The organism is Novosphingobium aquiterrae (genome assembly GCF_042434435.1).
Taxonomy (GTDB): Bacteria; Pseudomonadota; Alphaproteobacteria; order Sphingomonadales; family Sphingomonadaceae; genus Novosphingobium; species Novosphingobium aquiterrae.
The window spans coordinates 1-14675 of record NZ_JBHLTL010000004.1 but is presented as its reverse complement, the minus strand read 5'-3'; the positions used below and the strand labels follow the sequence as shown (position 1 = coordinate 14675).

Genomic DNA, 14675 nt, shown 5'->3' with positions numbered 1-14675 from the left:
GGTGCTGGGGAGCGACACCCACGCCTTCCTGACCGGTCTGGCCGGCCGCGCGCCCACTGACGAAGCGCTCTGGCTCGAAGCCCTGACTCACGGCAGTACCGGTGCGGCGCGCGATTACCAGCGACTTGAATTCCTGGGCGACCGGGTCCTCGGCATGGTCATCGCCGAATGGCTCTATGCGCTGGAAGACGCCGACGAAGGCCGCCTGTCGCAGCGCCTCAATGCCCTGGTCAGCCGCGCGACCTGCGCCGATGTCGCCCGCGCGATCGGCCTGGGTGAACATATGCGGCTGGGCAAGCAGGCCCGCGATGACGGCGGCAAGGACAGCGACAATATCCTGGGCGACGTCATGGAGGCGCTGATCGGTGCCAGCTTCGTCACCCACGGCTTCGACGCGACCCGCGACATGATCCGCCGCATCTGGGCCGACGCGGTCGGCGGCAAGGCAGGCCAGGCCAAGCATCCCAAGTCGGCACTGCAGGAATGGGCTGCGGGCAACCGCCGCCGCGGCCCCGAATACCGCCTGGTCGAACGCAGCGGCCCGGACCACGCGGCACGGTTCACCGTCGCGGTCGAGATCAAGGGCGTCGGCGAGGCCGAAGCCACCGGCACCTCGATGCGCGAGGCCGAGACGGCGGCGGCAGAAGCGTTTATGAAGAGGTTTGGATGACCCAGCCCAGCCCCACCCCCCACTGCGGCCTCGTCGCTGTCATAGGCGCGCCCAATGCGGGCAAGAGCACCCTGGTCAACGCGCTGGTCGGGCAGAAGGTGGCGATCGTCAGCGCCAAGGCCCAGACCACCCGCGCCCGGCTGATGGGCATCGCGCTGGAAGGCCCGGCGCAGATCATCCTCGCCGATACCCCCGGCCTGTTCGAGCCCAAGCGCCGGCTCGACCGGGCGATGGTCCACGCGGTGTGGGACGGCGCGGCCGAGGCCGATGCGATCCTGCTGGTGGTCGATGGGCGCAAGAAGAAGCTGGCCTATCTCGATCCGATCCTCGCCAGCCTCAAGGACCGGCCCGAGCGCAAGATCCTGGTGCTCAACAAGGTCGACGAGACCGCCAAGGAGCCGATGCTGGTCGCAGCGCAAGCGCTGGCGGGAGAAGGCCAGTTCGACGAGGTGTTCTTCATCTCCGCGCTGACCGGCGACGGGGTGCCAGAACTGAAGGCGCGGCTCGCGGCGCTGATGCCCGAAGGCCCGTGGCACTATCCCGAGGACCAGGTTTCCGACGCCAGTGAGCGCCTGCTTGCCTGCGAAATTACCCGCGAGCAGCTCTATCGCCAGCTCCACGACGAACTGCCCTATGACAGCGCGGTCCGCCCCGAAAGCTACACCAGCCGCAAGGACGGCTCGGTCGAGATCCACCAGCAGATCGTCATCGCCCGCGACAGCCAGAAGGGCATCGTTCTGGGCAAGGGCGGCTCAAAACTGAAAGCGATCGGCGAGGCGGCGCGCAAGGAACTTACCGAGCTGCTCGGGGTCAAGGTCCACCTGTTCCTTCACGTCAAGGTCGACGAGAAGTGGAGCGAGGACAAGGAGATCTATGAGGAACTGGGGCTGGAGTGGGTGAAGTAACTTAACGCAGCTTCGCGATCCCGATCCCGTCGATCTTCGCCCGCTCCTTGGTCGATTCCTCGCTGCGGCTGAGTGCCTTGGCGATTTCCTTGAGGCCCTTGCCCTTGCCCGCCAGGGTGCGCAGCTTGGCGACCTCGTCGGCCTTCCAAGGCTGTTTGTGCTTGGTGAATTGCTCGGCCATCAGCTTGCCGCCTTCTTCTTCGCCGGGGCCTTCTTCGCCGCGGCCTTCTTCTTCGGGGCAGCCTTCTTCTTGCCCTTGGCCGGGCCCTTGGCGGCGCGTTCGGTGATCAGGACCACCGCTTCTTCCTCGGTCAGGTCTTCGGGCTTCTTGTCGCGCGGCAGGGTGGCGTTGGTGGTGCCGTCGGTGACGTAGGGGCCATAGCGTCCGGCCATCAGCTTGATCGCCCCGCCGCTTTCGGGATGCGCGCCGAAGGTCTTGAGCGGTTCGGCCGCGGTGCGCGCACCCCTGCCCCCGCCACTGGCCGCCTCGGCCAGCTTGGCCACGGCACTGTTCATCCCGGTCTCGAAGATCTCGGCGGTGCCGCGCAGCTTGGCGTATTTGCCGTTGTGGGCCAGATAGGGCCCATAGCGACCAAGACTGGCGGTGATCGGCTCGCCGGTCTCGGGGTGCGTGCCGATGGTGCGCGGCAGGCTGAGCAGTTTTACCGCCCAGTCGAGGTCAAGCTCGCCAATGTCCTTGGGGATCGAGCTGCGCGCCGCTTCCTTGCCGCTGCCCATCTCGATGTAGGGGCCGAAACGGCCGACCTTGCGGGTGATCGGCTCGCCGGTCTCGGGATGCTTGCCGATCTCGCCGTCCTCGCCCGCGTCGCCATTGCCGCCGGGCTGGGCGAATTTGCGGGTGTACTTGCATTCCGGATAGTTGGCGCAGGCGACGAAGGCGCCGTAGCGGCCACCGCGCAGCGCGAGCCGTCCCCCTGTTCGCCCCTCGGCTTCGCACAGCGGGCAGCGGCGCGGATCGGTGCCGTCAGCAGTTGGCGGAAACAGGTAGTCGGAGAGGAATTCGTCGAGCGCCTCGGTCACTTCGGAGGGCTTGCGCTCCATGACTTCGTCGCTCTTGGGCTTGAAATCCTTCCAGAACTTGGCGAGCAGGTCCTTCCACGCCTCGCGCCCGCCCGACACGTCGTCAAGCTCGTCCTCCATCCCGGCGGTGAAGTCATAGGCGACATAACGCGGGAAGAAGCGTTCGAGAAAAGCGGTCAGCAGGCGGCCCGATTCCTCGGCGAAGAAGCGGTTCTTCTCGGTGCGGACATAGGCGCGGTCCTTGATCACCTGGATCGTCGCGGCATAGGTCGAGGGGCGGCCGATGCCGAGCTCTTCGAGACGCTTGACCAGCGTGGCTTCGGAATAGCGCGGCGGCGGCTGGGTGAAGTGCTGGGTCGCGTCGACGCCCTGTCTGGCCGGCTGGTCGCCGTTGTTGAGCACCGGGAGCATGGCGCTCTCGTCCTCGTCATCGCCCGGTTTGGCATCGAGCGTCTCGTCGTAGACCGCCAGGAAGCCGGGGAACTTGATCACCTGGCCGGTGGCGCGCAGCTCGTGCTTGCCGGTGCCGTCGCGCAGGGTGACGGTGGTGCGCTCGATATTGGCGCTGGCCATCTGGCTGGCGATCGCGCGCTTCCAGATCAGCTCGTAGAGCCGGCCTTCGTCGCCGCTGCCGTACTTGTCCTTGGCAAAGTCGGTCGGCCGGATCGCTTCGTGCGCCTCTTGCGCGTTCTTGGCCTTGGATTCGTAGATGCGCGGCTTTTCAGGCAGATAGTGGCCATTGCTATAGCGATCACTGATCGCAAGTCGCGCCGCAGAAATGGCGCTGGAATCCATCTGCACCCCGTCGGTGCGCATATAGGTGATTGCACCCGCCTCATAGAGGTTCTGCGCCACGCGCATGGTGTGGCTGGCGGAAAAACCCAGCTTGCGCGCGGCCTCCATCTGCAAGGTCGAAGTTGTGAACGGCGGATAGGGATTGCGCCGGGTCGGGCGGGTATCGACTTCCTCGACCCGAAACGTCGCGCCTTCAACGGCGGCCTTGGCGCGTTCAGCGCTGCCGGCATCGCCCAGTGTCAGCTTATCCAGCTTCTGCCCGTCGAACTTGACCAGCCGCGCCGGGAACTGCGTGCCGAGGTGCTCCATCCGCGCGATGACCGACCAGTATTCCTGGGGACGGAACGCCTCGATCTCGCGCTCACGCTCGACAATCAAACGCAGCGCCACCGACTGGACGCGACCCGCGCTTTTGGCTCCGGGCAGCTTGCGCCACAGCACCGGCGAAAGGGTGAAGCCGAACAGGTAATCCAGCGCACGGCGGGCCAGATAGGCGTCGATCAGATCCTGGTCGAGCTCACGCGGGGCCTTCATCGCCGCCAGGATCACATCCTTGGTGATCGCGTTGAAGGTGACCCGCTCAACCTCCTTGGGCAGCGCCTTCTTCTTGGCCAGCAGCTCGCGCACGTGCCACGAAATCGCCTCGCCCTCGCGGTCGGGGTCGGTGGCAAGGATCAGGCGGTCGGCGGTCTTGGCGGCGTCGGTGATCGCCTTCACCTGGCGCGCCTTGTCACCATAGAGCTCCCAGTCCATCGCGAAGTCCTCGTCCGGGCGGACCGAGCCGTCCTTCGGCGGCAGGTCGCGGACGTGGCCGAAGCTGGCGAGGACCTTGTAGTCCTTGCCCAGGTACTTCTCGATGGTTTTGGCCTTGGCGGGGGATTCAACGATGACAAGTTGCATGATGGTTTGTGACGGCCTTCTACGCGTATGTGTACACGCGCGAGGGTGAGAGCTTCGCTAGAGGCCCGTCAAGGGGCAGTCCGCCGCCAGGCAAGATAGAACCCCAGCCCCAACAGCAAATCGACCACGGCAAAGGCGGCAACCGGCCTGTTCACCGGATATCCTTGGGCAAACAGCGCCAGGCAGGGGCCGCCGAACACGACCTTTTCGGCCACTGCGGGCAGCATCAGCGCACGATAGCGCTGCGGATCGCTGCCGATAATCCAGAACAACGTCTGGAAAACCAGCGCCAGGCCGACGAAGCCGAGGAACACCTCACCACCCTGCGGCGGCAGCGGGGTGAAATAGAGCGGCAGCAGCACGATCACGCCATAGATCGCCGCCCAGCGGAACATGCGGGAAGGAAAGCTGCTCATTCTCGTTCTCCGTGCCCCAGTGTTACGATGCCAGACTGACCCGGCCAGCAGCGTGGCGTTGCAGCCGCCCCGACAGCTCCAGCTCAAGCAGCGCAAGCTGCACCGCGGCCGCACTCTCTCCACTCTGGCGGATCAGTTCGTCGATGGCCACCGGCGCTACCGTAAGCAGGCCGGCAATGTCGGCCGGACTGCTCCCAAGGTCGTCGGGCAGCCCGGCGAAATCACTCGCATCCTCACGGAAATGCGATCGCGGCGTGCCATCGAAACTGCTGAGCAGTTCGATCACGTCGGCGGCGGACTGGACCAGCACCGCCCCCTCGCGAATCAACAGATTGCATCCCTGCGAACGCGGCTCGAGCGGGGAACCGGGCACCGCCATCACCTCGCGCCCCGCCTCCCCCGCCAGCCGCGCAGTAATCAGCGATCCGGATTTCGGGGCCGCCTCGACCACCACAGTTCCCGCGCTTAGACCGGCGATGATGCGGTTGCGCGAGGGAAAGTGGCGCGCCAGCGGTTCGGTCCCCGGAGGCTGTTCGGCCAGCAACAGGCCCTGGCTTGCGACGGCTTCCTGCAGTTCGGTGTGTTCGGGAGGATAGGCAATGTCGATCCCGCTGGCGATCACGCCGATCGTCCCGCCAGAGAGCGAAGCCTGATGCGCGGCGCCGTCGATGCCGCGGGCCAGTCCTGAAACGACGACGTAACCGGCTTCGGCCAGATCGCCGGCAAACTGCCGCGCCAGCTTTACCGCGGCTGCCGACGCATTGCGTGCGCCGACGATCGCGACACAGGGCCGCGCCGCCAGCCCCGCATCGCCGCGAAAGGTCAGGATCGGCGGGGCGCTGTCGAGTTCACCTAGCAGCTGGGGATAGTCCGTCGCATCATGGAACAGATATTTGGCCCCGGATTTGCGCACGGCGGCAACTTCATCGGCAATCCGGCCCTCCGGTGCCACGCGGTAGCCGCCGCCCCCGCGCCAGGCGAGATCGGGCAAGGCTTCCAGCGCAGCCTGGGCATTGCCGAAGCGGCGCAGCAACTGGCGATAGCACACCGGCCCGACGTTGGGCGAACGCAGCAGGCGGATGCGGGCAAAGGCTTCGTCCTGCGACAGCACGGGCTCAGCCTTTCTGGCCGATCCTGGGTTCGCTTCCGGCGCGCAGGCGGGCGATGTTGGCGCGGTGCCGCCACAGCACCACCAGCGCGATCCCGGCCAGCGGGACAATCAATTCGCCGCGGCAAAGTGCCCAGGCTGCAAGTGGCCCGGCCAGCGCCGCAGTCATCCCGCCGAGCGAGGAAATCCGGGACACGGCGACGACAGCGAGCCACACGCCGGCGCAGGCCAGCGCGACCGGCCACGCCAGCGCCAGCGCGATGCCCAGCGCGGTGGCCACGCCCTTGCCGCCCTTGAAGCCGAGCCAGACCGGAAAACAGTGCCCGACGATTGCCCCGAACGCGGCAAGCGGCGCGGCGTGCGGCCAGCACTGCGCAGCAATCCACACCGCCAGTGCTCCCTTGCCGGCATCAAGCAACAGGGTGGCCGCAGCCAGCCCCTTGCGTCCGGTGCGCAGCACATTGGTGGCACCGATACTGCCCGATCCGATGCTGCGCAGATCGCCCGCACCGAACAGTCGGGTCAGGATCAGGCCGAAAGGGATCGATCCCAGCAGGTAGCCAAGCGCCAACGCGTAAACAGAATCCATCGCGGGTCCCTTCCCTTTACCGCTGCGTCGTAGCTACAAGGCGGCCACGCCGACAAGGGTCGATAGGGGGATTGCCACGGAAATGGATGCTGCTGCGCCGTTGCTGCTGTTCGATTCCGGCGTCGGCGGGCTGTCGGTGCTGGGCGAGGTGCGCAAAGCCCTGCCCCAGGCACCGGTCATCTATGCTGCCGACAACGGCGGCCTGCCCTATGGCACCAAGAGCGAGGCGGAGATTGCGGCGCGGGTCTGCGGCCTGCTGGGGCGGATGAGCGAGCGGTTTCGCCCCCGGCTGATCTGCATCGCCTGCAACACCGCCTCGACCATCGCGCTGGCCATGGTCCGCGACGTGCTGGCGGTGCCGATCGTCGGCACGGTCCCGGCGATCAAACCGGCCGCAGAGCAAACCCGCAGCGGCGTCATCGGCCTGCTCGGCACGGCGGCAACGGTGCGGCAGGGCTATGTCGACCGGCTGGAAGCAGAATTCGCCGCCGGCAAGTCCCTGCTGCGCTTTGCCGCCAGCGAGCTGGTCGGCGCCGCAGAAGCCAAGCTGCGAGGCGCACCGGTCGATCCGGCGATCATCTCTCGGGCCGTTGCCGGGCTGCGCAATCAGCCGGGCGGTGCACAGATCGATACGGTGGTGCTGGCCTGTACGCACTTTCCCCTGCTGCTTGATGAGCTGACCGCCGGATTTGGCCCTGGGGTGCAGTTTGTCGACGGTGCCGCCGGGATCGCACGGCGCATCGTTCATTTGACGCAAGGTCAGGATTTTGCGCGCCACGGACCGGATCTCGCGCTGTTTACCAGGGACGACCCCACCCTTCCCGCGCTGCAACCAGCCCTGGCACGTTACGGCCTTGACCGCATGGAGGTGCTGCAATGACCCGGCGGCTCAACTGGACCATCGCAATCGTGCTGCTGCTGTTCGCAGTGCCCTATTACTGGCTGCTGCTGGACAACCGACCTGGCGATGCGCAGGCCAAGCCCGTGTCGATCGCCCAGCTGCGGCAACTGGCCGACAGCCTGCCCGGCCCGCATCCGGCAAGCGTGGAAATGGAGCTGATCGGCTGGCGCCGCTTGCCGGGCAATCTGCTGGCCGCAGGCAGTGGCCTCAAGCGCCGGCTGATCGGGATCATGGCGTTCCGTCTGCCGGTTCCTGGTGGACGAGCGATCGTGATCGACAGCGGCATTACCCGCCAGGATGCCGATGCGATGGGCCTGGAAGCCCGACTTGCCGAACGCCAGGACAAGGTCGACCAGGCAATGAACCAGGCCGGACTGATCCTCATAACGCACGAACATCCCGACCATATCGGCGGCCTGATCGCCTGGGCCGGCCGGGATTCATTCACCAAGGCGGCGCTGAACGGGCCACAGAAAATCGAGGTGGGTAACCAGCTGCACGTCCCGGTGGCCGGTGCAGAGAAGACGGTTACCGGCCAGCCCTATGCCATTGCCCCCGGCGTTGTGGTGATCCCCGCACCCAGTCACACCCCCGGATCGCAAATGTACTTCGTCCGTTTGGCCAGCGGGCGCGAATACCTGTTCACCGGCGATATTGCGACGATGGACGTCAGCTGGCGCGAGCTGCGCGCCAGGTCCCAGCTGGCCGGATCGGTCATTGCACCCGAGGATCGCCGCGAAGTCTATGCCTGGCTCAAGACGATCCGCGCGCTTGCCGCTGCCGATCCCGGCCTGGTTGTCGTCCCCGGCCATGACACCGGCGCTATTCTTGCCGTGGACCGGCCCACCGGCATCCGCAACGGCTTCAATTTGTCACAGATCAAGGCGCCAACGCATTAATCACCTAGTTTCCGCGCAAGGCTTGGCGTATGGGGCGCCAGATTCTGCGTTTCGACTCCGGATGTCGGCGCAACGGAGGGCAAGACCCGCGTGAATTACGAACACATCTTCGATCAGGCGATCGAGCGTCTCCATGCCGAGGGGCGCTACCGCGTCTTCATCGACATCCTGCGCAACAAGGGTGCCTATCCCAACGCGCGCTGCTTTGCCGGGCACAACGGGCCCAAGGACATCACCGTGTGGTGTTCGAACGATTACCTGGCGATGGGCCAGCACCCCAAGGTGATCGCGGCGATGGAAGAGGCGCTGAACGATGTCGGCGCCGGTTCGGGCGGCACCCGCAACATCGGCGGCAACACGCACTATCACGTCGATCTTGAAGCCGAACTGGCCGACCTGCACGGCAAGGACGGGGCGCTGCTGTTCACTTCGGGCTATGTCTCGAACGATGCGACGCTGTCGACCCTGGCGCGGATCCTGCCGGGCTGCGTGATCTTCTCCGACGAACTGAACCACGCCAGCATGATCGCCGGGATCCGCAATGCCGGCTGCGAGAAGCGCGTGTTCCGCCACAACGATCTGGAACATCTTGAGGAACTGCTGGCCGCCGAAGACCCGGCCGCGCCCAAGCTGATCGCCTTCGAAAGCGTCTATTCGATGGAAGGCGATGTCGCCCCGATCCACGCGATCTGCGACCTGGCCGAGAAGTACAACGCGCTGACCTATATCGACGAGGTCCACGCGGTGGGCATGTACGGCCCGCGCGGCGGCGGGATCACCGACCGCGACGAGGCGGCGCACCGCATCGACATCATTGAAGGCACGCTGGGCAAGGCCTTTGGCGTGATGGGCGGCTATATCGCCGCCGACACCCGGATCATCGACGTGATCCGCAGCTATGCCCCCGGGTTCATCTTCACCACCAGCCTGTCGCCGGTGCTGGTCGCCGGCGTGCTGGCCTCGGTCCGCCATCTCAAGGCCTCGAGCGTCGAGCGCGAGGCGCAGCAGGCCAATGCCGCCTTCCTCAAGCAGGCCTTCCGCAGCGCCGGCTTGCCGGTGATGGATTCGACGACGCATATCGTCCCGCTGATGGTCGGCGATCCGGTCAAGGCCAAGAAGATCAGCGACATCCTGCTGGCCGAGTACGGCGTCTATGTTCAGCCGATCAATTACCCGACCGTGCCGCGCGGCACCGAACGCCTGCGCTTCACGCCGGGTCCGGCCCACACCCCGGCGATGATGACCGAACTGACCAGCGCACTGACCGAAATCTGGCAGCGCATGGACCTCGCGCTCGCCGCCTGAGCAAGCGAATCGTGATCACGGATGCGGCGGCGGTGAGCTGGCTTGTCCCGCCGCTTCGCTTTCCATGACCGAGATGCTAGGCTTCCAACCCTTGCCGGGATCGAGATAGCCGGCGTCATTGACGGTCCGGCGCGGCGCAACTTCGCCGTCAGGCAGCGCACTATCAGGTGCCGCGTCGCTGGCCGGATCGGTCGAAAGTGGTGGCGGAGCGACCAATTCCCCCGGTTCGGTCCCGCTATAGCGTGCGGTAAAGACTTCCCGCCGGCCCCATCCCTGCGGCCATCGATAGAACAGGTGCTGACCGACCACGGCGACTTTTTCCAGGCGTGGTGCCCAGACGGGATAAACGTAATCGGCATGATAATGCGTCGCCATGCCCACGGCCTTGTCGACCCGCCCCGCCAGCGCATCGCGCGCTTCGCGCAGCGTGCGTTCCCAAAGCTTCGGCAGCGGCGGCCGACTGCGCGCGCCATCACATGCGAAAGTGAACTGGCAGGTCACGTCAGTGCGCTGGTAGACGACGTCGCAGACACTGTGCGGAAACGCCGGATGCCGCACCCGGTTGAGCACGACCTGCGCTACCGCGCGGCGGCCCTGCTCGCCCTCAAAGGCGGCCTCGTAATACATTGCCTCAGCCAGACACTGCGCGGCTTTGTCCCGAATGACCGGATCGGACGCAGCGGCAAAAGGCGCAGCAGCCTCAAGCGCGCGAGGGACGACTGCAAGTGCGGCATTGGCCCGGCGCGCCGCATCGGCTTCGGAAATAATCGACCGGTTGTCGGCAGTCACTGCGATCAGTTCGCCAGTCGCAATGGGTACCGGCGCGGCGGAAGGAGGCTGGGCGACACCTGAACCCCGGTCGGGGCGGATCAACATCGCCATCGCGACAAGCGCAGCGATCATTGCCAAACCGAGGCCCAGCACTGCCACACTTCGCTGCTTCAAGCCTGCAATCACTCCGGCCCGTAGGTCCGCCTTTCCGTAACGCCGAGGAACTCGCGCAAGCGGTTCTCGCGGGCCAGCAGCGCATATTCCGAAAGCACTACGCTGGCCTTGGACGAAGCGCGCTCTCCCGAAGCGGCAAAGGCTGCACTTTGCGCGTCGAGCACGTCGAGCAACGAGCGCCGCCCGATGCCGAATTGCGCACGGTACGAATAGACCACGTCCTTGGCGATCTGCGCGTGCAGTTCCTGCTCGCTTGCCTTGGTCCGCCAGGTGCCGAGCTGCTCCCAGTCATCGCGCACCCCGCGTTCGCTGTCGCGCTGCGCCTGGATCAGGGCTTCCGCCGCTTCATAGCTCTTGCCCATGGCTTCGCGCACGCGCGCCGCGGTGACGCCGCCATCGAAAAAGCGCCAACGCATCGACACCATCGCCGAATAGTCGTTGGTCTTGCCGCGAAATCCGTCGAAGTCGTTGCCGGTCCGTGCGCTGCCCTGCGCATCGACGCTGGGCAGCCCGTCAGCCTTGGCGCGGCGGACCATCGCCTGGGTCGTTTCGACGTCGTGCCTGGCGCTGCGCACCTTGGGATCGAGCCGATCGGCATTGGCAATCGCCTCGTCCAAAGTCGGCGCGATCGCGGCGGCGGCGCTGGGCGGTTCGACCAGTTCGGTCGGCTCGCGTCCGACCAGCGAGAGGAACAGGTTCCGCGCGGTGCCCGCATCCTTTTCGGCATCGGCCAGACGGACCCGGGCCAGCTGGCGGCGCTCGTCGGCTTGCTGGCGTTCGGACACGCTCATCGCGCCCTGCGCCACGCCTTCGCGCATGTCGGCGGCCAGCTTGTCGTGAAACGCCATGTTCTCCTTGGCGTTGTTCAGCAGCTCCCCATAAAGCAGCACGATGACATAGGCGCGTGCGACCTGGAAAGCCGCTTGCTCGGCGGTTTGCTCGCGGTCTTCCTTCAGCGATTTGACCCGCGCCGACTGCGCCGCGATCGTGTTCTGCCGACGGCCCATGTCGTAGATCGGCTGGTCGAGCGAAATCCCGACGTAGAGCGGCTTTTCGTTCACTGCCGACAGGCCCAGGCTGTTCCGCGCAGAGTTTTCCAGGCGGCGAACGCCGATATTGGCTTCGGCGGTCAGCTTGGGCAGCCAGTCGCGCTTGGCTTGCGATTTCGCCGCCTCGCCCTGCATCACCCGGGCCTCGGCCTGTCCCAATTCGGGACTGCGCGACAGGGCAATCGCCGCTGCCTGCTGCAGCGATAATGGCTCGGCAATGGCTGCCGCGCTGCATGCGGTTCCGGCCAGAAGGACGGCTGCGCGGACAAATCGGCCCGATGGGGTCATCGTGGAGGTTCCTCTCGAATCCCGGTGTCGATCATTCAACCGTTTCGCACATGGACATAATATTGCCCTGGCCGATCCGAAGGAACGGTTGTTTTCACACCTGCCTACCAGCCAAAAGCGATTCGCGCCAAGCGAGTCATGACAGCCTCGCCCGCTGGTTGGTTAACTATGACACGCATCGCCGGGTGCGCAGCAAACCGTGGAATATGCTGGTAATCCTGTATTGACCGGTTTCCGAATCGTGTTAGTCCTTTAACCAACAAGGGTCGTCCTGCACCTGCCGAGTCGGCATGAAATGCAAGGGCGGAAAATTCCGCAAATCGAAATTGAAAGCTTCTCCGGAGCGGTCGTGCCGACTGCATCCGCGACAGGGCTTTGTGCTGGAAAGGATGTACGATGGCCACCCCGATCAATGTCATCAATTTTGACACCACGTTGGGCAATCCTGCTGATCCCTTGGCGGACGATTACAATGCCAGCGACGCGGGGTGGTACACTGCTGCATTCCTGAACATGCCGTTCTACCTAAAGCACTACAGTGTCGACGAAAGCCAGTTCATCGGCGCAACCGGTACCGGGTTGTTCAATCCGTTCCTCAATATGAACGGCGATTCAACGCTGCGCGGTTTCAACACCGACATCGATTACGCCAACAAGGATATCTCTGACGCGGGACTCGACATTTCGAATCCCAATACCGATTCCTTGCGCCTTGGTGACATTCCGATCGTTTACCGCGACCTGGACGGAGACGGCACAGCCGAGGCCTACTACCAGATCAATCTCGATATCAACGAAAACACCAACAGCCAGGTTTCGCTGGAACAACTGCAGATCTACACCTCGCACGCCTATGCGACGCTGCCCGACTATCATTTCGACGCGAACAACCCCGATACTTCGCTGGCCTTTGCCAACAATGCCGCCGATGCGGCAACCGACTTCGTCCTGCGCTTCAATATGCGCGCCACCGGCACCTATCTGATCCTGCGCGATGACGGCGCCGGCCAGGGCAAGCTGGACTATGCCTTCTACTTCCCGGTCGCGATGTTTGCCGGCGCGGCGCCGACCGATTTCGTCACCCTTTTCTCGCAGTTCGGTCCGACCCCGCCCGATGATGCCGGTTTTGCTGAATGGAACACGATCAACGCCGCCAAGATCACCGGGATCAAGTTCAACGATCACGACAATGACGGGGTCCGCGACAACGGCGACGAAGGGCTTGGCGGCTTCACCGTCTACATCGATCAGAACGCCAACAACAAGCTGGACTCGGGCGAGCAGTACACACTGACCGCGCCCGACGGCAGTTTCACCTTCTACAGCCTGCTGCCCAACAGCAGCTATACCGTGCGCGAAGTGCTATCGAGCGCCGACCGCGGCACCGGCTGGACCGATGGCGCCTGGACCGCCCTGCTCCCGCCCAATGCGGGCACCTGGTCGCAGAGCACCGATCCGCTTAACGATGGTGACCAGACCGTGGTCGTCGGCGCGCCCGGCATCTACACCGTGCTGGTCGGCAATCACGCGCTGACCCCGCACATCGCCATCGACAAGGTCTTCGTCAACGTCACCGACGGCCCCGACGTGTTGGGCGGCACGACCGTTATCAATGGCGTCGGCGATATCGCCAACTACACCATTGCGGTGACCAACGACGGCGAAGTCGCTCTGAACAACGTCAACGTCACCGACACGCTGGCCGATGCCGGCGCGGTTGCCGTGATCGTCGGCGGTTTCAACCAGGGTGACCTCGACCACGACGGCATCCTCGATGTTGGTGAGACGTGGTATTACACCGCGACCCAGACCGCGACGCAGGGCGATCTTGATACCCGCGGCGGCGGCGACAACGACAAGGACAATTCCGCAACCGTAACCGCCACGCCGATCGGCTCGGCCACCCCGGTCACGGCGACAGACGCTGCTGCGGCCCCGATAGTCGCGAATGCCTCGATCGCGATCACCAAGGTCTTCAACAGCTGGTCGGGCGGCGATGGCGATTCGCTGGGCGATCACGCTGGCGATATTGCCAACTATACCATCGTGGTAACCAACAACGGCAACGTCACCCTGACCAACGTCCGTGTGACAGATCCGCTGACCGGCAACACGTACGTCGTCGGCACGCTTGCGCCTGGTGCATCAAGCGCCCCGATCGCAGAAGCCTATACCCTGACCCAGGCCGATCTCGATTCGAACGGCACGGTCGAAGCGAACAACTTCCAGTCCGGCTCGATCGAGAACACTGCGACTGCCACCTCTAACCAGACAGGTCCGGCCTCGGCCAGCGCGGTCGCGCCGATCACGCTCGATCCGGCCTTCACCATCGATAAGACCATCGATTCGATCGTCGACGGCGCCGACTGGGGCGCGACGGGGCAGATCGACAGCGCCGGAGACCGGATCAACTACCGGATCGTCATCACCAACACCGGCAACCAGACGTTGACGCTGCAGTCGATCGTCGACCAGCTTGAAGCGCAGGGTATCCCTGTTGGCGCGTCGGACTTCCTCGAAAGCATTGCCGACAACAACAAGCTTGATGTCGGCGAAACCTGGACCTGGACCTGGACCGAAGAGGTCAATCAGACCGAACTCGACGCCATCTGCGCAACCGATGAGCAGATCACCAATTCGGTAAGCGCCACCTTCGTTTCTTCGACCGGCACAGTGATCACGCACAGCGATTCCATTACCACCGATGTTGCCTGCACCCCGGCGCTCAATATCCTGAAGGACGTCACCTCGATCACCGGCGGCGTGGGTGCGGGTGGCCTTGGCGGTGCCGACAGCGCGGGCGACAAGATCAACTACGCGATCACCGTCCAGAACACCGGCAACATCAGCCTGACCGGGATCAC

13 protein-coding genes are annotated in these 14675 nt (G+C 64.9%); 6 read left to right on the top strand and 7 right to left on the bottom strand.

Translation table 11 applies throughout. The features are described 5' to 3' along the window. Nucleotide 1: 1 nt before the first annotated feature. Together rnc and era are read left to right on the top strand one after the other, a co-directional pair. Nucleotides 2-670 (top strand): ribonuclease III, encoded by a 669-nt coding sequence (rnc, locus tag ACFFF7_RS06020; RefSeq protein WP_379480926.1) that lies wholly within the window; start codon nt 2-4, stop codon nt 668-670. Further along, on the top strand, nt 667-1575 hold the full coding sequence (gene era / locus ACFFF7_RS06015) for a GTPase Era (protein ID WP_379480481.1): 909 nt from the start codon (nt 667-669) through the stop codon (nt 1573-1575). Before rnc ends, era begins: the two co-directional genes overlap by 4 nt. Before the next feature lies 1 nt (nt 1576). Here the strand turns inward: era and ACFFF7_RS06010 are convergent, their stop codons facing one another. From ACFFF7_RS06010 to plsY, 5 genes are all read right to left on the bottom strand, one after another. After that, the gene (locus ACFFF7_RS06010; protein WP_379480480.1) at nt 1577-1756 is read right to left on the bottom strand and encodes a hypothetical protein; all 180 of its coding nucleotides are present in this window, start codon (nt 1754-1756) and stop codon (nt 1577-1579) included. Then, the gene (gene topA / locus ACFFF7_RS06005; RefSeq protein WP_379480479.1) at nt 1756-4311 is read right to left on the bottom strand and encodes a type I DNA topoisomerase; all 2556 of its coding nucleotides are present in this window, start codon (nt 4309-4311) and stop codon (nt 1756-1758) included. The genes ACFFF7_RS06010 and topA overlap by 1 nt, the downstream gene beginning before the upstream one ends. A 68-nt stretch (nt 4312-4379) precedes the next feature. Further along, nucleotides 4380-4727, bottom strand: a complete 348-nt coding sequence (locus tag ACFFF7_RS06000; protein WP_379480478.1) for a hypothetical protein — start codon at nt 4725-4727, stop codon at nt 4380-4382. 22 nt (nt 4728-4749) lie between these two features. Then, nucleotides 4750-5838, bottom strand: a complete 1089-nt coding sequence (gene dprA, locus ACFFF7_RS05995; RefSeq protein WP_379480477.1) for a DNA-processing protein DprA — start codon at nt 5836-5838, stop codon at nt 4750-4752. Between the two features lie 4 nt (nt 5839-5842). Next, nucleotides 5843-6424, bottom strand: coding sequence for a glycerol-3-phosphate 1-O-acyltransferase PlsY (plsY, locus tag ACFFF7_RS05990; protein WP_379480476.1), 582 nt, complete (start codon nt 6422-6424; stop codon nt 5843-5845). A gap of 82 nt (nt 6425-6506) precedes the next feature. Here plsY and murI point away from each other — a divergent pair, with 82 nt between their 5' ends. The 3 genes from murI to hemA all read left to right on the top strand — a co-directional run bounded on the left by murI (nt 6507) and on the right by hemA (nt 9529). Further along, nucleotides 6507-7304: a glutamate racemase gene (gene murI, locus ACFFF7_RS05985; protein WP_379480475.1), complete on the top strand. Its 798-nt coding sequence runs from the start codon at nt 6507-6509 to the stop codon at nt 7302-7304. Next, a complete protein-coding gene (locus ACFFF7_RS05980) occupies nt 7301-8224 on the top strand; it encodes an MBL fold metallo-hydrolase (protein WP_379480474.1) in 924 nt (307 codons plus the stop codon). Before murI ends, ACFFF7_RS05980 begins: the two co-directional genes overlap by 4 nt. Nucleotides 8225-8314: 90 nt before the next feature. Then, the gene (gene hemA, locus ACFFF7_RS05975; protein WP_379480473.1) at nt 8315-9529 is read left to right on the top strand and encodes a 5-aminolevulinate synthase; all 1215 of its coding nucleotides are present in this window, start codon (nt 8315-8317) and stop codon (nt 9527-9529) included. 15 nt (nt 9530-9544) lie between these two features. Here the strand turns inward: hemA and ACFFF7_RS05970 are convergent, their stop codons facing one another. Further along, nucleotides 9545-10474 carry a cell wall hydrolase gene (locus ACFFF7_RS05970; protein ID WP_379480472.1) on the bottom strand — a complete coding sequence of 310 codons (930 nt, stop codon included), beginning with the start codon at nt 10472-10474 and terminating at the stop codon, nt 9545-9547. A gap of 8 nt (nt 10475-10482) precedes the next feature. Further along, on the bottom strand, nt 10483-11811 hold the full coding sequence (locus ACFFF7_RS05965) for a TolC family protein (RefSeq protein ID WP_379480471.1): 1329 nt from the start codon (nt 11809-11811) through the stop codon (nt 10483-10485). Nucleotides 11812-12207: 396 nt separating this feature from the next. Between ACFFF7_RS05965 and ACFFF7_RS05960 the strand changes: the two genes are divergently transcribed. After that, nucleotides 12208-14675: CLIPPER-2 domain-containing protein (locus ACFFF7_RS05960; RefSeq protein WP_379480470.1), on the top strand; the 2468-nt coding region annotated here is incomplete at its 3' end.

Coding starts and splice junctions, on each gene's coding strand:
- ACFFF7_RS06010 (WP_379480480.1), bottom strand. CDS start 1,756: ATGGCCGAGCAATTCACCAAGCACAAACAGCCTTGGAAGGCCGACGAG.
- ACFFF7_RS06000 (WP_379480478.1), bottom strand. CDS start 4,727: ATGAGCAGCTTTCCTTCCCGCATGTTCCGCTGGGCGGCGATCTATGGC.
- ACFFF7_RS05965 (WP_379480471.1), bottom strand. CDS start 11,811: ATGACCCCATCGGGCCGATTTGTCCGCGCAGCCGTCCTTCTGGCCGGA.
- topA (WP_379480479.1), bottom strand. CDS start 4,311: ATGCAACTTGTCATCGTTGAATCCCCCGCCAAGGCCAAAACCATCGAG.
- era (WP_379480481.1), top strand. CDS start 667: ATGACCCAGCCCAGCCCCACCCCCCACTGCGGCCTCGTCGCTGTCATA.
- ACFFF7_RS05980 (WP_379480474.1), top strand. CDS start 7,301: ATGACCCGGCGGCTCAACTGGACCATCGCAATCGTGCTGCTGCTGTTC.
- plsY (WP_379480476.1), bottom strand. CDS start 6,424: ATGGATTCTGTTTACGCGTTGGCGCTTGGCTACCTGCTGGGATCGATC.
- murI (WP_379480475.1), top strand. CDS start 6,507: ATGGATGCTGCTGCGCCGTTGCTGCTGTTCGATTCCGGCGTCGGCGGG.